The organism is Polynucleobacter finlandensis, from assembly GCF_018881755.1.
GTDB lineage: Bacteria > Pseudomonadota > Gammaproteobacteria > Burkholderiales > Burkholderiaceae > Polynucleobacter > Polynucleobacter finlandensis.
Genome location: NZ_JACVPS010000010.1, coordinates 25,538 through 42,100, shown reverse-complemented (window position 1 = coordinate 42,100; position 16,563 = coordinate 25,538). Strand labels below are relative to the sequence as shown.

Annotated in this window: 17 protein-coding genes; 12 read left to right on the top strand and 5 right to left on the bottom strand. The window is 45.9% G+C overall.

All coding sequences use genetic code 11. From position 1 onward, the window contains the following. Nucleotides 1-90: 90 nt before the first annotated feature. Nucleotides 91-885 (bottom strand): hypothetical protein, encoded by a 795-nt coding sequence (locus tag ICN49_RS07865; RefSeq protein ID WP_216167282.1) that lies wholly within the window; start codon nt 883-885, stop codon nt 91-93. 272 nt (nt 886-1,157) lie between these two features. On the opposite strand from ICN49_RS07865, the gene ICN49_RS07860 reads away from it, so the two are divergent. From ICN49_RS07860 to ICN49_RS07850, 3 genes are read left to right on the top strand one after another with little or no spacing between them, the layout of a single operon-like run. Then, on the top strand, nt 1,158-1,832 hold the full coding sequence (locus ICN49_RS07860) for a DUF3313 domain-containing protein (RefSeq protein ID WP_216167280.1): 675 nt from the start codon (nt 1,158-1,160) through the stop codon (nt 1,830-1,832). A 9-nt stretch (nt 1,833-1,841) separates the two neighbouring features. Continuing rightward, nucleotides 1,842-2,117 carry an EF-hand domain-containing protein gene (locus ICN49_RS07855; protein WP_255535462.1) on the top strand — a complete coding sequence of 92 codons (276 nt, stop codon included), beginning with the start codon at nt 1,842-1,844 and terminating at the stop codon, nt 2,115-2,117. A 6-nt stretch (nt 2,118-2,123) separates the two neighbouring features. Further along, nucleotides 2,124-2,951, top strand: coding sequence for a sterol desaturase family protein (locus tag ICN49_RS07850; RefSeq protein WP_216167278.1), 828 nt, complete (start codon nt 2,124-2,126; stop codon nt 2,949-2,951). Here the strand turns inward: ICN49_RS07850 and ICN49_RS07845 are convergent, their stop codons facing one another. Beyond that, nucleotides 2,952-3,848 (bottom strand): DMT family transporter, encoded by an 897-nt coding sequence (locus ICN49_RS07845; RefSeq protein ID WP_216167277.1) that lies wholly within the window; start codon nt 3,846-3,848, stop codon nt 2,952-2,954. A 130-nt stretch (nt 3,849-3,978) separates the two neighbouring features. Between ICN49_RS07845 and denD the strand changes: the two genes are divergently transcribed. The 7 genes from denD to otnI all read left to right on the top strand — a co-directional run bounded on the left by denD (nt 3,979) and on the right by otnI (nt 11,126). Continuing rightward, nucleotides 3,979-4,953, top strand: coding sequence for a D-erythronate dehydrogenase (denD, locus tag ICN49_RS07840; protein ID WP_216167275.1), 975 nt, complete (start codon nt 3,979-3,981; stop codon nt 4,951-4,953). 5 nt (nt 4,954-4,958) lie between these two features. After that, nucleotides 4,959-5,834, top strand: a complete 876-nt coding sequence (locus tag ICN49_RS07835) for an NAD(P)-dependent oxidoreductase (RefSeq protein ID WP_216167273.1) — start codon at nt 4,959-4,961, stop codon at nt 5,832-5,834. 236 nt (nt 5,835-6,070) lie between these two features. After that, complete coding sequence (locus ICN49_RS07830; protein WP_216167271.1) at nt 6,071-7,372, top strand: MFS transporter; 1,302 nt, start codon at nt 6,071-6,073, stop codon at nt 7,370-7,372. An 80-nt stretch (nt 7,373-7,452) separates the two neighbouring features. Next, entirely contained in the window at nt 7,453-8,352 is a 900-nt protein-coding gene (gene ltnD / locus ICN49_RS07825; RefSeq protein WP_216167269.1) for an L-threonate dehydrogenase, read from the top strand. Between the two features lie 45 nt (nt 8,353-8,397). Then, on the top strand, nt 8,398-9,675 hold the full coding sequence (otnK, locus tag ICN49_RS07820; protein ID WP_216167268.1) for a 3-oxo-tetronate kinase: 1,278 nt from the start codon (nt 8,398-8,400) through the stop codon (nt 9,673-9,675). Continuing rightward, a complete protein-coding gene (gene otnC, locus ICN49_RS07815) occupies nt 9,672-10,334 on the top strand; it encodes a 3-oxo-tetronate 4-phosphate decarboxylase (RefSeq protein ID WP_216167266.1) in 663 nt (220 codons plus the stop codon). Before otnK ends, otnC begins: the two co-directional genes overlap by 4 nt. A 15-nt stretch (nt 10,335-10,349) precedes the next feature. After that, nucleotides 10,350-11,126 carry a 2-oxo-tetronate isomerase gene (gene otnI, locus ICN49_RS07810; RefSeq protein ID WP_216167264.1) on the top strand — a complete coding sequence of 259 codons (777 nt, stop codon included), beginning with the start codon at nt 10,350-10,352 and terminating at the stop codon, nt 11,124-11,126. Between the two features lie 9 nt (nt 11,127-11,135). Here otnI and ICN49_RS07805 read toward each other — a convergent pair whose 3' ends face one another. The 3 genes from ICN49_RS07805 to argH are packed head-to-tail and all read right to left on the bottom strand — an operon-like array spanning nt 11,136 to nt 14,640. Continuing rightward, nucleotides 11,136-12,668: a TRAP transporter large permease gene (locus ICN49_RS07805; protein ID WP_216167381.1), complete on the bottom strand. Its 1,533-nt coding sequence runs from the start codon at nt 12,666-12,668 to the stop codon at nt 11,136-11,138. Beyond that, the gene (locus tag ICN49_RS07800; RefSeq protein ID WP_216167263.1) at nt 12,665-13,216 is read right to left on the bottom strand and encodes a TRAP transporter small permease subunit; all 552 of its coding nucleotides are present in this window, start codon (nt 13,214-13,216) and stop codon (nt 12,665-12,667) included. Before ICN49_RS07800 ends, ICN49_RS07805 begins: the two co-directional genes overlap by 4 nt. A gap of 5 nt (nt 13,217-13,221) precedes the next feature. Next, complete coding sequence (argH, locus tag ICN49_RS07795; RefSeq protein ID WP_216167261.1) at nt 13,222-14,640, bottom strand: argininosuccinate lyase; 1,419 nt, start codon at nt 14,638-14,640, stop codon at nt 13,222-13,224. Nucleotides 14,641-14,683: 43 nt separating this feature from the next. Here argH and hemC point away from each other — a divergent pair, with 43 nt between their 5' ends. Continuing rightward, a complete protein-coding gene (gene hemC / locus ICN49_RS07790; protein WP_216167259.1) occupies nt 14,684-15,655 on the top strand; it encodes a hydroxymethylbilane synthase in 972 nt (323 codons plus the stop codon). Between the two features lie 25 nt (nt 15,656-15,680). Then, nucleotides 15,681-16,538: a uroporphyrinogen-III synthase gene (locus tag ICN49_RS07785; RefSeq protein ID WP_216167257.1), complete on the top strand. Its 858-nt coding sequence runs from the start codon at nt 15,681-15,683 to the stop codon at nt 16,536-16,538. Nucleotides 16,539-16,563 lie beyond the last annotated feature (25 nt).

Genomic DNA, 16,563 nt, shown 5'->3' with positions numbered 1-16,563 from the left:
CAGAAAATAAGATTCTGAAGTGGTAGCGGTAATACTCGCCGGAGAAGCCATTTAATCTAGAGATGGCTTCTCACTAAATGGCTCATTCATTCATCGTATGCGCTCTTGTACTCTGAGCAATTCTGCATTCAGGACATCATATGGAAAGAGCTGATTGGGGAACTCTAGCGAGAAAATCACCAATATGGCAAAACCCATCAAGCCAACATAGAGAAACGTCAAAAACCAATCCTCTTCCTTTTGAACTGCCATGGCATAGCCACTGAGTAAGGATCCAACGCATAACAATATAAATAAAAACCGCTCAATAATTGCCGGGGGATGGTTTTTTGATTGAAGAACTCCATTGCTAAATGCCTCTAAGAGCTGTCCAAGTTGGGGGCTTAGGATCTTATCTGCAAACTCTTTATATTTCTGAGGCGCCTTGGGAATGCCTAATACAAGCTCCTCATTTACCTTGGTTAACTGCGCATTCAATGCATCTAAATGAATATTTAAATCTTCCAATACAGTGATATCTTTGTATACGTTTAGCCTAGTGTTCAGTATTTCTCGAAGAGTTCTTTGGACTGCAGCCTGATCAGCAGCCTGTAAATATTTACTAGATTGATAGACTCGTTCAATAGATACCGCTTCGTTACGAGCGTTATTCATACGTTGATTGAAGTGATCATTCGAACCTGAGAATGTAAAACCCAGTACAAGGGCGGATAGGCTAAAAATAGCCGTCGCAAGAGAGTCGCGCACGATGACATCTTTGGATGTTCTGATGCGGTATCTTCCATACAACCACCCAAATAGCAGAAAGATAATGATCGACAGTAAAAAAATAAGGGGCGCATATTTAATAATGCCAAGATGATTTGTAATGAGGTAGCTAGACATGATCGATTGATTGCTTCATTTACGTGACAGTCAAAAATGGAAAATATAGACCACGCATATATTTTTGGATGGTCTTTGAATGAATATATAGGAATCTAGAGAAGTTTTTTGTGCTCTGCAGCAGTTAAATGGACTATTTCTTGCATTAAGGCAGTGCAGTAATGGTGCATAAGTCTAATTAGTGACAGTTTGCGCCTCAATAGATCGAGCATAATGTCCTCTAATGGGTGGCAGTGCTTGCCCCTTCGTCGTGACACTTTTATAAGGCTTTTATGAAATTCAGCAAACTTGCTCAGTTGGTAGCTGTATCCTCCGTTGGCCTCACTTTATTTGCCTGCAGTAATGCGCCAAAAATGATGACGCAAGCGATGCCTCAGTCTGGTTTCTTACCAAATTACACTTTGCTGCAAGCCGTCCCGAATACATCTAGCGGCACTCGTGTATGGCGTTATCGTAATGAGGCGGTGAATCCTACTGCTTACACTGCAGTCATCATTGATCCCATCTACCTTAATCAGACGCCTACACAAAATATTACTGCCGAGAGTTTGATTCAGGCAAAGATTGCTTTGCAAGATTCGATGGTCCAAGCAGTCATGGGCAAAGGCGATATTAAGATTGTGAGTAAGCCGGGCCCTGGTGTTGCGCGTATTTCAGTCGGGATTACTGGGGCTGAAGCTTCTGCCAATAGCTTGCAGCCATGGAATTTCACACCAATTGGTTTAGCTGCAAATGCCGCTGCTTATGCTGGCGGCGTTAATGCTAAGACTCCAGCTTTAGTGGTTGAGAACAAAATTACCGATAGCCAAAGCAATCAATTGCTTGGTGAAGGATTGATTACTGTTGAAGGTGAATCCTTCCGCACAGCATCTGGTTCAGTGGAATCTTTTGTAGATATGGCCAAGAAGGTAGTTGTAGCGGCTATGAAACTGTCAGCCCAGCAATAAGGAGGGGAGATGAATTTCTTTCGTAACAATATGTCTGCAATAGGCAAGGTACTTTGCTGCGCATGTTTGACTCTGAGTTTTTCTGTGTTTGCAGATGATGCGAAGTTAAACCAAGAATTGGCAGCAAAGTTTAAGGCTGCCGATGTGAATCATGACGGCAAGCTAACGCTGGCTGAGGCGAAGGTTGGCATGCCAAGAGTTGCTGCACACTTTAGTGATATTGATACGCAAAACAGAGGCTATGTCACTTTGGAGCAAATTACCAAGATGGCTGATAGCCGTTAAATAGCTGTGGAACAGTATTTCGCTAGCTATCAACTAACGTTCTTTCTGCCCTTAGTTGCGCTGGCGATTGTTCTCGAGTCTTATTTCTATAAAAAGAAATTTCATCAGCCTTACCCATGGCGAGAGAGTGCAACCTCTTTAGGTGTTGGCTTAGGTCATCAACTGACCGGCATTGTTAATCGCTTGTTAATACAGGGTGTGATGGCCAGCTTTGTTTGGCAATATCGCATCTACACTATGCCGGATGAGTGGTGGGTATACCTAGCATTGTTTTTGGGCTTGGAGTTTTGTTATTACTGGTATCACCGCGCCTCACATGAGGTATTTTTGATGTGGGCCACTCATAGCACGCATCATTCACCCAATGAAATGACCCTGTCGGCGGCCTATCGTCTTGGCTGGATGCCATTCTTATCTTTTACCTGGGTCTTCTTTCTGCCGCTAGTATTCATTGGCTTTTCACCGATTTTAGTTTTTACGATGCTCTCCATCAATTTGATGTATCAGTTTTGGCTGCACACCAAATTAATTGGCCGGCTAGGAATCTTGGAGGGAATTTTAAATACCCCAGCAGCCCATCGTGTTCACCACGCTAGCAACCCCATTTATCTAGATAAGAATTATGGCGGCATCTTGATACTGTTTGATCGCTTGTTTGGAACTTACGCTATCGAGCAGGAGGGGGAAGAGATCGTCTATGGACTGACGCATCCAAATTACTCCAGCAATCCAGTCGAAGTCGTTTTCCGAGTATGGCGTGATCTCATATCCAAGGTTTTTAAAACCTCTGGCCTAAAAAATAAAATCAGAATGATATTTTTGCCACCAGCTTAATCATTGCTTAACTTTTGCTACTGGCATTTGTTTGCCAATCGCCACAACAATCAGAACCGCGCTGGCAAAAAAGACATTGCTGAGGGTTAAAGGTTCAAGTAGAAAAAGACTCGAGAGCGCCAGTGTGCAAAAGGGTTGTAATAGTTGAACTTGACCTACGTGGGCAATGCCGCCGATCGAGAGGCCTGTATACCAAAAGATATTGCCGATATAGGCAGATAAGAGACTCACGAGCAACAGGGCATACCAAGCTTGTGCTGATATCTCACTAAGCGGGTGCGGGCTCGAGCCATTCTTGAAGATATAAAAGAGCGTTACCGGCAGGCTCAGTATGAGTGAGGTAATCGCCACCCAAGAGATCACTTGCTTGCCACCCATTTTCTGAGATAGATTGCCAGCTTCGGCGTAACCATATGAAGCGGTTACTGCCGCAAAAAGCAGAGCGAGATCGCTGGTTTGCAGGTCGCCACTACTTTGCTGGATTGAAAACAATAAAACAAGACCGCTGCCAATAAGAGCGGTGATCCAAAAAGCACGCGAGGGTCTTTCGCCAAAACGTAGTGTGGCAAATAAAGCGGTTAACAGTGGCGATATTCCGAGAACAATGCCGCCATGTGCTGATGGTAGATCTTCCATAGCAATTGCTATGGAGATCGGAAATGCAAAAGAAATCAAGGTAGCAATAATCCCCAGCGGTAGAAGATCTGCTTTTTTAGGAAATGGTATCTTTGTGATCAGTGCATATAGGAGGGCAGCAATTCCGGCAATCGTAGCTCGGTAGAAAGAAGTCGGAAGTACGCCAAATTCAGGGACGGCAATTTTTGTAGCTGGTAGCGTCATGCTAAAAATAATGATACCTACCAGCCCAAGCCAAATACCTTTAGTTTCTTTATTCAATGCAATGTTTCGATCTATATTATGTATAAGGTCAATAACTTGCAGTTTACTCGAGTGCCTTCATCCGTATAAACCAATAAGAGCATAATTCAAAATAAATACCATTCAACTTGAACTATAGATAATCATTATGAAAGTACTCATTACTGGTGGCGCTGGTTTTTTAGGCCAAAAGCTCGCTAAACAATTGCTGGCTCGTGGATCCTTGAAAGATTCTGATGGCGTTGATCAAAAAATCGATCAACTGCTATTGATTGATGTTGTAGAGGCAAATGATTTTGGCGATCAGCGCGTTAAGGTGATTGCTGGTGATATTTCTAATCCCGAGTTGATGCAGCAACTCATTACGACTGAGATTCAGTCAATTTTTCATTTGGCCGCGATTGTGAGCGGGCAGGCGGAAGCGGACTTTGATCTTGGCATGCGGATTAATTTAGATGCAGCAAGGCTTTTATTGGAAGCCTGTCGAAGTGCAGGGCATAAACCTAAAATTGTGTTTACTAGTTCTGTTGCTGTTTATGGCGGTACCTTGCCTGAGATGGTGTTGGATACAACGGCACTCAATCCCCAGTCTTCTTATGGGGCACAAAAAGCCATTTGCGAACTTTTGTTGAATGACTACACTCGTAAGGGCTTTGTAGATGGGCGAGTATTGCGCCTGCCAACTATCAGTGTTCGGCCTGGGGCACCCAATAAGGCTGCCTCATCGTTTGCCAGCGGCATTATCCGTGAGCCATTAAATGGCAAGCCATCAATTTGCCCTGCATCCCCCGACTTACGCATTTGGTTGTTGTCTCCACGCTATGCAATTGAATCTTTGATTGCTGGCCATGACTTACATTCAAGTGTTTTGGGTTTGAATAAGTCTATTAATTTGCCAGGCATTTCAGTAACCGTTGGTCAGATGATTGAATCGCTTCGTAAGATTTCTGGGGACCAAGTGGCTGCCCGCATCTCGGTGGAGCCAGACAGTAAAGTGGAGGCCATTGTTAGAAGTTGGCCTGGTGCATGGGATGCCAGCAGGGCGAAGTCCCTAGGTTTGAAGGCGGACCCTAACTTTGAAAGCATTATCAAAGCCTATATTGAAGATGACTTGAAGAGTTAGTAAGAATGAAAAAAATTGGAATCATTGGCCTTGGAATGATGGGCCGAGGAATCGGCATTAACTTATTAAAAGCGGGTTTTCCTTTATCTTTTTTGCAGCGTTCGGCAAAAAGTTCGCAAGATGATGTGATTGCTCAGGGCGCTAAGCCATTAAGCTCAATTACTGAAGTGACAAAGAGTTCAGAAGTCATTCTGCTGTGCTTAACAGGCAGCGCGCAAGTTGAGGAGGTTATCTTTGGGGTGGATGGGGTGCTTGCTCATTTGCTGCCAGGTTCCATCTTGATTGACTTGAGCACTGCGATTCCTGAATCTACCTTGAAGGTTGCACAGGCTATTCATGATGCCGGGGGTTTTTATCTGGATTCACCAATGACCAGAACCCCCAAGGAGGCGCTTGAAGGACGGCTGAATGTATTGGTTGGTGGCGATCCTGATTTACTAGAGCAGTGCAGGCCCATTCTGAAGTGCTTTACAGAAAATATTGTGTATGCAGGCCCTTTGAGTTCTGGCCATCGCCTAAAACTTATTCATAACTTTGTCGCTTTGGGTTATGCCAGTGTATTGGCAGAAGCTGCGGCTTGTGCGAACTTAGCCAATGTAGATTCTAGGGTCTTGCTACAGGTTCTGGAAACGGGTGCTGGTAATGGCGCTATTCTGAATCGTATGAAAGGATTTATTCAATCTGGTGATGATGCTAGCTTTCAATTTACTTTGGAGAATGCAGTAAAAGATCTAGGTTATTACAGTGCGATGGTTGGGGAGCTTGGAGCATTTTCAGTCGCAGCAGATGCTACGCAAAAAATCTATGAATATGCCATTCAGACTGAGAATGCAGGGGCCACCGTGCCTTGGCTCGTCAGCGCCTTGAATAAGACAAGATAAACTTGATTTTGGTCAAGTTTTGATCTGAACTTGGGAGCTTAGAACTGTGAATAGCCAGAACAAGCTTGCAAGGTAATACATCGGGCTTTAAGACATGGATTACATAGGGTAAGTAATAGTCGGATGTCGTTGACAGGCTTACATTCTGCCAATAGTATCCCTATAGAAAAGCGGTATTTAGAAAGTAAAACAAGCTGGGTGGGATTTACCCAACCTGGCAACTAGAGGAGGCAGTAATGACTATTGCAAATCAGGCGACTCCGAGCGTCTTCGAAGATCAGACTTACAAAAAGGTTGCTTGGCGAATCATGCCCTTATTAATGATTTGCTACATCGTGGCTTATCTTGATCGTGTAAACGTGGGTTTCGCTAAATTGCAGATGTTGGGGGACTTGGGATTCAGTGAAGCGGTTTATGGCTTCGGTGCCGGCGTGTTCTTTCTTGGCTATTTCTTGTTTGAAGTACCCAGTAATATTATTTTGCACAGAGTAGGCGCAAGAGTTTGGATTGCTCGCATTATGGTCACTTGGGCCATCATCTCTGGCGGGTGTATGTTTGTAACAACTCCGACGAGCTTCTATGTCATGCGTTTTCTACTAGGCTTGGCTGAAGCAGGTTTCTTCCCAGGCATTATTTTGTATCTTACCTATTGGTTTCCTTCAACACGCCGCTCAAAAATTATTTCTACCTTTATGGCAGCGATTCCTTTGGCTGGCTTAATTGGCGGCCCATTATCCGGTTGGATTATGGAATCTGTTGCAGGCGTAAATGGCTTGACTGGTTGGCAGTGGATGTTTGTACTTGAAGCAATTCCTGCGGTCATTTTGGCAGTGGTGGTGTTCTGTTATTTGGATGACAACATCAAAAATGCTAAATGGCTTAATGACACAGAGAAGGCATTATTAGCTAATAATATTGCTGAAGATCAACGTGAAAAAGTGGATCATGGGTCTTTCCTTGCTGTTATCAAAGACGGTCGTCTTTGGTTGGGCATTGTGGTGTACTTCTGCATTGTGATGGGTCAATACGGTTTGACGTTCTTCTTGCCAACCTTGATTAAGACTGCCGGCATTAAAGGCGTTCTCAATATTGGTCTATTTACTGCTATTCCTTACGGTGCAGCGGTCATCTCTATGATTTGGTTTGGTCGTCGCTCAGACAAAATGCGTGAGCGTCGTTGGCATTTAGTGATTCCAATGTATATGGGCGTGATTGGCTTAACTGGTAGCGCGCTGGCAGGCACAAGCAATACTGAGATTTGTATTGCCTTTTTAACTTTGGCTGCAGCCGGTGTTTTATCTGCTACGCCATTGTTCTGGGCTTTGCCAACGTCATTCTTGACGGGCACTGCAGCGGCGGCGGGTATTGCTGCGATTAACTCCGTTGGTAATCTTTCTGGATTTGCGGCACCATTTTTGATTGGCGCCATCAAGGATGCGACCGGATCCTCCAATATTGGTCTTTATCTTATTTCAGGGGTATTAGTCATTGGAACTTTTGCAGTCTTAAAGTTCCCAGCGAAAATGGTTAATCGTTAATTAATAGGTAGTGCCGAGTAGATCGGGTGGTATCAGCCCTTGGGTTGATACCACTTTTTATTTGAAGACAGGGAAGTAAAATGAGTCAGCAGGGAAAGCGTATTGGTGTAATCGGTCTAGGAGCAATGGGTCGTGGCATGGCTGGCTCATTGCGACGCGCTGGCTATGAAGTGTATGTGGCCGATGTTCGAAAAGAGGCTGCTGATGAATTCGTAAAAGAAGGCGGGGTTGCCTGCGCATCCCCGGCTGAAGTTGCTCAGCATTGTGAAGTACTGGTGAGCGTCGTTGTGAATGCTGCACAAACTCAAGAAGTATTGTTTGGCGTTAAAGGCGCAGCAAGTGCCATGAAGCAGGGCGCATTATTTGTGATGTGCTCTACAGTCGATCCCAATTGGTCAATCGCTTTAGAGAAGCAATTAAATGATATGGGTCTGTTGTATTTGGATTCACCAATCTCTGGCGGTGCTGCAAAGGCTGCATCGGGTCAAATGACGATTATGAGCGCTGGTTCACCTGCAGCTTATGCCAAAGTAGGCAATGCTTTGGAATCCATGGCGGCAAAGGTATACCGGTTGGGTGATTGCGCTGGTGCTGGCAGTAAAGTAAAGATCATTAATCAATTATTGGCTGGGGTACATATTGCTGCAGCGGCCGAAGCTATGGCGCTGGGCTTGCGTGAAGGCGTTGATGCGGCTTCGCTATATGAAGTGATTACCAATAGTGCTGGCAATAGTTGGATGTTCGAAAATCGGATGGCCCATGTATTGGCAGCTGATTACACACCACTTTCGGCGGTTGATATTTTTGTAAAAGATTTGGGCTTAGTTTTAGATACTGCAAGAGCAAGTAAATTTCCTTTGCCATTAAGTGCAACCGCTCATCAAATGTTTATGCAAGCCTCTACTGCTGGTTTTGGTAGAGAAGATGACTCAGCGGTCATTAAGATCTTCCCTGGAATTGAATTGCCAACTAAAGCTTAATGCAAACAGTTCATTAATAAGATTAAGAAGAAAAGATAGAAAGATATGGCAGTTTTATTAGGTTGTATTGCTGATGACTTCACGGGCGGCACCGATTTAGCTGGAATGCTGGTAAAGGCTGGCATGAAAACCATTCAGCTGATTGGTGTACCCACTGGTCCAGCGCCTGAAGATGTGGATGCTGTTGTGATTGCTTTGAAGTCTAGAACCAATCCAGGTCCAGAGGCCATTGCGGAATCATTAGCAGCGTTAGAGTGGTTAAAAGCTCAAGGTTGTCAGCAGTTTTACTTTAAATACTGCTCTACCTTTGACTCTACATCCAAAGGAAATATTGGCCCCGTAGCGGAGGCTTTAATGCAAGCCTTGAATACAAATTTCACCATTGCTTGCCCCGCATTCCCGGCCAATAAGCGCAGTATTTATAAAGGCCACTTATTTGTAGGTGATGAATTACTCAGCGAGTCTGGGATGCGTAATCATCCACTGACTCCGATGACGGACTCAAACCTCGTGCGTGTTTTGCAGCAGCAAGTTAGCGCTAAGGTTGGTCTAACTGATTATTCTGTAGTGAAGGGTGGTTCAGGAGCCATTCAGAAGCGCTTCGCCGACTTGCAAAAAGAGGGTTGTCAATTCTCTATTGTCGATGCCTTATCGGATATTGATTTGCATAGCATTGGCGCTGCCTGCGCTGATTTGGCTTTAGTAACAGGTGGATCGGGTATTGCATTGGGCTTACCAGAAAATTTCCGTAAAAGAGGTTTGCTAAAGACCTCTGCTGATGCGGACAAGCTTGGTGATGTTCACGGCTTAAAGGCGGTGATTTCAGGAAGCTGCTCTCTTGCTACGCAAGAGCAGGTCAGACTCATGAAAGCGAAGTCTCCTGCTTATCATCTTGATCCTTTAGCCTTGGCTGATGATAAGAATGTGGTGCAGGAGGCCTTAGAGTGGGCCGCTCAACACATCGCTTCTGGACCTATTTTGATATACGCTACATCCACTACCGAGGAAGTGATGAATATTCAGGAGCGTCTAGGTATCGAAAGGGCTGGCGCTATGGTGGAGGATGCACTTGCTGGCATTGCTAGTGGCCTTGTGGAAGCGGGCGTTAGCCAGCTGATCGTAGCCGGCGGAGAAACCTCGGGGGCTGTAGTAAAGGCCTTGGGTATCACTGGCCTAAGAGTTGGACCTGAGATTGCGCCGGGCGTGCCATGGACAAAGGCTATATTTGAGGATTCAAAAGCCCAACCCTTGATACTGGCTCTGAAATCCGGTAATTTTGGCGCCCCGCAATTCTTTAATGAAGCATGGGATTACATCAAATGACATTCTCATTTAATAGCAAGTCTGAAGAATCGAAGCAACGTGAACAAATCGTGGAGTTTGGCAAATCGATTTTTGATCGGGGCTTAACTGCGGGTAGTAGTGGCAACTTAAGTGTTCGCCTAGATGATGGCTGGTTGCTCACGCCAACTCACGCATCCTTAGGAAGATTGGATCCAGCTAGCTTGACCAAGTTAGATTGGGAGGGCAATACCATTAGTGGCTTACCTCCATCTAAAGAAGCTTTTTTACATCGTGCGATGTACAACACGAGAAGTGGTGCCAGAGGCATTGTGCATCTGCATTCCACCTACTCGTCAGCGGTATCGTGTATGTGCGGCTTAAATCATGACAGCTGTATTCCTCCACTCACGCCGTATTTTGTGATGAAAGTAGGTCGTTTGCCGCTTGCGCCATATCATCGCCCAGGCGATCCTGATTTAGCCGCGGTAATTGAGAAGTTGGCAGTGAAGAACTCTTCAGTATTACTGGCTAATCATGGCCCTGTGGTCTCTGCAAGCTCTCTTGAGGCGGCGGTAAATGCGGCGGAAGAGCTTGAAGAGACTGCTAAATTATTTTTACTATTGAAAGGTGTCGAGACTCGCCCCTTGGATGAGGCTCAAATTGAAGATCTCAAAAAAACCTTTAAGCTTGATTTTTAAATAAGGAGCTATACCGTGCCAAAGTTTGCCGCCAATTTAAGCATGATGTTCAATGAACATGATTTCCCAAACAGATTTGCAGCTGCTGCTAAAGCAGGGTTCGATGCCGTTGAATTTTTATTTCCCTATGACTATTCGCCTGCTGAAGTGGCTCAGTGGCATAAAGAAAATACTCTTAAGAATGTACTCTTTAATCTTCCGCCTGGTGATTGGGCTGCAGGTGAGCGAGGCATTGCTGCTTTGCCAGGTCGAGAGGCAGAATTTCGGGCGGGTGTTGCGAAGGCAATTGAGTACGCTCTTGCGCTTGGCACACCACAGTTGCATATGATGGCAGGCCTTGTCCCGGCGGGGTCGGATATGGCTATACATCGCAAAACTTATCTTGAGAATATGAAGTTTGCCGCGCAAGCATTAGCAAAGCACAATCTCAACTTATTGCTCGAACCGATTAATACACGAGACATGCCTGGATATTTCCTAAACACGCAAGTGCAAGCACATGAGCTACGTGTTGAGTCTGGTGAGCCCAATGTCAAAGTGCAAATGGATTTCTATCATGCCCAAATCATGGAAGGTGATTTAGCTGAAACCTTTAAAAAATACTTCAAAGACATTGGCCATACCCAAATTGCGAGTGTGCCAAAGAGAAATGAGCCAGACGATGGCGAAGTCAATTACCCATACCTATATCAACTCTTAGATGAGATGGGTTATGAAGGCTACGTTGGTTGTGAATATCGCCCTAAAGGAAAAACGGAAGATGGTTTAGCTTGGTTTAAGGCCGCGAAATAACCAACCTGTTTATTTTGTTGACTTATCTAACTGGAAGACTACAGGCGCATCTTCATCTTTAGCGCTTGTAGCAGCTTCTGGTTTATTTTCATCACCGTTGGTGAAGTTGAACTCCTTACTTTGCGCCACCACCGCAGGCTTATCTAGTAGCGTTGTAACCAAAGCTGGGAAGGCCATCACTACTACAACCATAATGAGTTGTAGGCCAACCCAAGGTAATGCACCCCAGTAGATGTCACTGCTCTTTACTTCTTTAGGCGCCACACCTCTGAGGTAGAAAAGTGCAAAGCCAAAAGGTGGATGCATGAATGAGGTTTGCATGTTGACGCACAGCATGACGCCGAACCATACCAAGGCAGCGCTAGCAGCAGCTTGAGGATTGCCATTCATGGAGTCAAGCAATACTGGTGAAAGCAGTTTGACTGCAACGGGTGCCAGCATCGGCACCACAATAAAAGCGATCTCGAAGAAGTCTAAAAAGAAGGCTAAAAAGAATACAAATAAATTCACCACAATCAAGAAACCAACCCAACCACCTGGCAAGTTGGAGAAGAGATTCTCAACCCAGAAGCCGCCATCTACACCCTGGAATACTACCGAGAAACAGGTAGACCCAATCAGAATGAAAACGACCATCGCGGTAATGCGCATAGTGTTTTGATAGGCCTCTTGAATAAGTCCTTTGAGATTCGGAATCTTTGCCCTACGAATCCATGCCAAGAGCAAGGCACCCATCGCACCCATCGCACCAGACTCCGTCGGGGTAGCAATGCCCGTCATGATGGTGCCGAGCACCAAGAAGATCAGGACTGCCGAAGGAATGATGCCCATAAGACATTTTTTCCAGAGCGCCCAACCTTTGAGATTGAGCTCGCTTTCAGGAACTGCAGGTAACCAGTCTGGACGGATGCGCGATAAGAAGAAGGTGTAGAGTGCAAAAAGGGCAATCTGTAGCAGTGATGGACCCCATGCGCCAAGGTACATACTGCCGACATCAGCGCTACCAGTTTGGGTTTTGAGTTGATCCGCTAATACGATGAGTACTAGGGACGGGGGAACGAGTTGCGTAATAGTTCCAGAAGCCGCCAAAACGCCCGTAGCGTAGCGCATGTTGTAACCGTAACGCATCATCACCGGCAGAGAGATCATGGCCATAGCGATCACCTGAGCAGCCACAGTGCCGGTAATGGCGCCTAAAACAAAGCCCACAATAATGACTGAGTAGCCTAAGCCACCTCTTACACGACCAAAGAGCTGGCCCATGGAGTCAAGCATCTCCTCTGCAAGGCCACAGCGCTCCAAGATCGAGCCCATAAAGGTAAAGAAGGGAATAGCCAAGAGTAGGTCGTTTGCCAGAACGCTCCCAAAGATTCTTTGAGGAATGGCTTGTAAGAAGACCATGTCAAAGAAGTTCTGGCTCATGGCAATGACGGCAAAAAACAAGCCTGCAGCCATCAAAGAAAAAGACACTGGAAACCCAATCAGCATGAAGGCGATCAGGCCACCAAACATTAGGGGTGGCATCCACTCGACTGGAATCATTGCCATGGTTTCTCGTAATTCAGGTCATTAGCAGGCAAGATGTATTTGCCTTTGAGCATGCCGATGCGTTTAATGATTTCTGACAGGCCTTGTAAGCTCAGCATGAAAAAACCAAAGGGCACGACAAATTTAATCGGGTAACGTGGCAATCCGCCAGAATTAAGTGAATGCTCCAAAACAAGCCAGGATGGATAAAAGAGTGTGGTCCAAGATAGCCAAGCAAACAAAAGACAGGCTGGCATTAAAAACAGAATGAGACCAAATAAATCAATCCAAATGCGCGTGCGGTCTGACACACAAGAATAAATTAAATCTACTCGGACATGTTCATTGCGTTTGAGTGTGTAAGAGGCGCCGAGCATCACAGCAGCTGCAAATAAATACCACTGCAACTCTAGCGGCCAGTTATTACTCATATCCAGACCGTATCTCAGAACGGCATTGGTCGCCGAAACGACACAAGATAGCAAAATCATAATGCTGGCGAGTTTGCCAAACAGTTGATTTACACGATCAATTCCTTCGGAGAGTTTTGCCCAAAATCCCATGCATCTTAGAGATCTGCGCGACCCCGTTTGATTGCAGAGAGTACTTGAGAAGGCGCAGTACCTCCAGCATGTTGACGAGAATTCACTGAGCCATCAACGGTAAGCAATGCAAACACATCGTCACCCATAAGTTCTGGGCGATTATCCAGACCGCAAGCAAAACGCAGCTCAGAAAGACTGAGATCGGTCAACATGCAATTTCTGCCGACACAAGCCTTGACAGCATGCGCTACAGCTTCATGTGCATCGCGGAAGGCTAAGCCTTTTTTCACCAAATAGTCAGCCAAGTCGGTTGCAGTAGCAAAACCTTCTTCAGCGGCCGCCTTCATGACATCAGCCTTCACTTCAATGTGGGGAATCATGTCAGCAAAGATGCGTAAAGTATCTTGCACGGTATCAACTGCATCAAACAAAGGCTCTTTGTCTTCCTGATTATCTTTGTTGTATGCCAGTGGTTGACTCTTCATCAGTGTTAACAATGAGATTAAGTCGCCGTATACACGACCTGTCTTGCCTCGCGCTAATTCAGGCACGTCAGGGTTCTTCTTTTGCGGCATGATGGAGCTGCCTGTGCAGAAACGATCAGGCAAATCGATAAAACCAAAACGTGGGCTAAGCCAAAGCACTAACTCTTCCGAGAGGCGTGAGACATGCATCATCAGAATCGACGCAAAGGCGCAAAACTCAATGGCAAAGTCGCGATCAGAAACTGCATCTAAGGAGTTATTACAAATGCCATCAAATCCCAAAGTGCGAGCTACTTGCTCGCGGTCAATTGGGTAAGTAGTGCCAGCCAAAGCTGCTGCACCTAATGGCAAACGATTAAAGCGGGCGCGTAAATCCACCAAGCGACTAGCATCACGACTAAACATTTCGTAATAAGCCATCAAGTGATGACCAAAGGTAATGGGTTGCGCAACCTGTAGGTGAGTGTGGCCCGGCATTATGGTGCCAGCATGTTTCTCAGCAAGATCTAACAAAGCGATACGCAAAGTTTTAAGCGTTGCGGAAATTTCATCAACGCTGCCACGCAACCAAAGACGTAAATCCGTCGCAACTTGGTCATTACGTGAACGGCCAGTATGCAAACGTTTTCCAGCATCGCCAACTAAAGCAGTTAAGCGCGCTTCGATATTGAGATGCACATCTTCTAAAGCAAGTTGCCATTCAAACTGGCCAGACTCGATCTCGGTTTTAATCTGAGCCATACCCTTTTGGATATCTGCCAAATCTTGGGCGCTAATGATCTTTTGGGTAGCCAGCATCTCTGCATGGGCTAGGGATCCAGCGATATCGACTAGGGCAAAGCGTTGGTCAAATCCAATAGAGGCGGTATAACGCTGTACCAGTTCATCGACGGGTTCATTGAAGCGGGCCGACCAAGCTTGGGCTTTGTTGGCTAAGGAATTTTTTGATGTGCTCATAAACGCAGTATATTGGTGTAGGTCTTTGATTATTTTAAATGTTATGTCCCAAATCCCCAATTCTTTAACAACACCCACCCCTCCTAGTCGATTAGTGATCGCTTCTCGTGAGAGCCGGCTTGCCATGTGGCAGGCCGAACACGTCCGAGATTGCCTTAAAACGCTATATCCAGCCTGCGATGTGCAGATTTTGGGTATGACTACCAGGGGCGACCAAATTCTGGACAGAGCCCTCTCTAAAGTCGGCGGAAAGGGCTTATTTGTTAAAGAGCTCGAGGCCGCCCTAGAGGATGGCCGCGCTGATTTAGCGGTGCATTCCCTAAAAGACGTCCCCATGGTGATGCCTGAGGGTTTTGACCTAGCCTGCGTCATGGCGCGTGAGGATGCGCGAGATGCCTTTGTTTCCAATGATTACGCCAGCTTGGAGGATCTTCCAAAGGGCGCTGTAGTGGGTACCTCGAGTTTGCGTCGCGAAGCAGTCTTGCGCGCGCGCTTTCCGCATTTGGAAGTGCATCCCTTGCGGGGCAATTTAGATACGCGTATGGGTAAATTGGATCGTGGTGAGTATCAAGCCATCATTTTGGCTGCAGCCGGTCTGAAACGTTTGGGTTTAGAGAGTCGCATCAAAGCACTTCTTCCGTTTGATCCATACACTCCAGCGGCCGGTCAAGGCGCTCTCGGCATCGAAACTCTTAGTAAGCATCCAAACATCAAGCAGTGGCTTGCGCCTTTAAGTGACTTGCCAACTTTGCTGGCGATCTCTGCCGAACGCATGGTCTCACGCCAACTGGGAGGCTCTTGCGAGGTTCCTTTGGCGGCTCATGCAACCTGGGATCAAAACCAAATGCAGATTCGCTCTTTTGTTGCGAGTGTTGATGGTAAAGCTATTTGTTTGGCTATGGCCAATGGCTCAGTGCAAAACGTGGCCGAGGCTGAAGCACTAGGTTTAGCAGTTGCCCAGGATTTAATTGCACAGGGTGCAGCAGATTTATTGCCCAATGGTTTACCTAAGTAAACAATTCGTAAAGCAGGCGGTCTAATTGAGCGCGCAGACGATTATTGTCACCAGACCCGCAGGTCAGGCGCGTCAGCTTATTGAATTGCTCAGTGCTAGTTTAAAAAATGATGCTCTAGTAAAACTTGGCAAGCAAGCTTTACCCCAAATACTGTCATTGCCTTTGCTGACCATAGTCCCCAAAGAGGGTGAGCCGAGTGATTCTCAAATTGCTCCTCTGGCTGACCACATTGCTACCGTTTTAAAAGATGCTGATCTGGCCATTTTTGTGAGCCCAAATGCCATTGAATGCACGATGCGTTTACTAGGCAGATCATGGCAGGATTTCTCAAAAAAGATTATCCCCATAGGGGTGATGGGTGGTAGTAGCAAGCTCGCCTTGCAGCATCATGGCATCGGGCTTGAAGAAATACCAACAGCGATATTCCTGCCTAAAAATAATGAACATTGGGATTCGGAGGGTTTGTGGAAAGAATTGCAATCCCTCGATTGGAATTGGTCAGAGCGCAAGGTAGTGATTTTTAAGGGTGATGGCGGGCGTGATTGGCTTGCAGATACTTTGGCAGCTGCAGGCGCAACTGTTAAAGCAATTTCAGTGTATGCCAGAGTACCTTTAGATATTGACAGCTCTGCTTGGGATGCAATTCACAAAATAGATTTTGCTCAATCCCTATGGTTGCTGACTTCATCAGAGGCGGTGCGCTATCTCGGTGAAGTGATTCACGATCAATTTGCGCAAACACTGCTTTACGCAAGCGCGATTTGTCCACATCAAAATATTAGTGAGGCAGCCAAAGCAATTGGCTTTGGGAAAGTATTTATGTGTGAGCCTGGGGATGATGCTTTGATTAAAGCTAGCCAAGTCTGGCTGAGCTTGAACTAATCTACCTTAGTGACTTGATTAGCAA

What these genes read in the sequence shown, in the direction of transcription:
- ICN49_RS07865 (WP_216167282.1), bottom strand. Translation starts at nt 885, where the DNA reads ATGTCTAGCTACCTCATTACAAATCATCTTGGCATTATTAAATATGCG.
- ICN49_RS07860 (WP_216167280.1), top strand. Translation starts at nt 1,158, where the DNA reads ATGAAATTCAGCAAACTTGCTCAGTTGGTAGCTGTATCCTCCGTTGGC.
- ICN49_RS07855 (WP_255535462.1), top strand. Translation starts at nt 1,842, where the DNA reads ATGAATTTCTTTCGTAACAATATGTCTGCAATAGGCAAGGTACTTTGC.
- denD (WP_216167275.1), top strand. Translation starts at nt 3,979, where the DNA reads ATGAAAGTACTCATTACTGGTGGCGCTGGTTTTTTAGGCCAAAAGCTC.
- ICN49_RS07835 (WP_216167273.1), top strand. Translation starts at nt 4,959, where the DNA reads ATGAAAAAAATTGGAATCATTGGCCTTGGAATGATGGGCCGAGGAATC.
- ICN49_RS07830 (WP_216167271.1), top strand. Translation starts at nt 6,071, where the DNA reads ATGACTATTGCAAATCAGGCGACTCCGAGCGTCTTCGAAGATCAGACT.
- ltnD (WP_216167269.1), top strand. Translation starts at nt 7,453, where the DNA reads ATGAGTCAGCAGGGAAAGCGTATTGGTGTAATCGGTCTAGGAGCAATG.
- otnK (WP_216167268.1), top strand. Translation starts at nt 8,398, where the DNA reads ATGGCAGTTTTATTAGGTTGTATTGCTGATGACTTCACGGGCGGCACC.
- otnC (WP_216167266.1), top strand. Translation starts at nt 9,672, where the DNA reads ATGACATTCTCATTTAATAGCAAGTCTGAAGAATCGAAGCAACGTGAA.
- ICN49_RS07805 (WP_216167381.1), bottom strand. Translation starts at nt 12,668, where the DNA reads ATGATTCCAGTCGAGTGGATGCCACCCCTAATGTTTGGTGGCCTGATC.
- ICN49_RS07800 (WP_216167263.1), bottom strand. Translation starts at nt 13,216, where the DNA reads ATGGGATTTTGGGCAAAACTCTCCGAAGGAATTGATCGTGTAAATCAA.
- argH (WP_216167261.1), bottom strand. Translation starts at nt 14,640, where the DNA reads ATGAGCACATCAAAAAATTCCTTAGCCAACAAAGCCCAAGCTTGGTCG.
- hemC (WP_216167259.1), top strand. Translation starts at nt 14,684, where the DNA reads ATGTCCCAAATCCCCAATTCTTTAACAACACCCACCCCTCCTAGTCGA.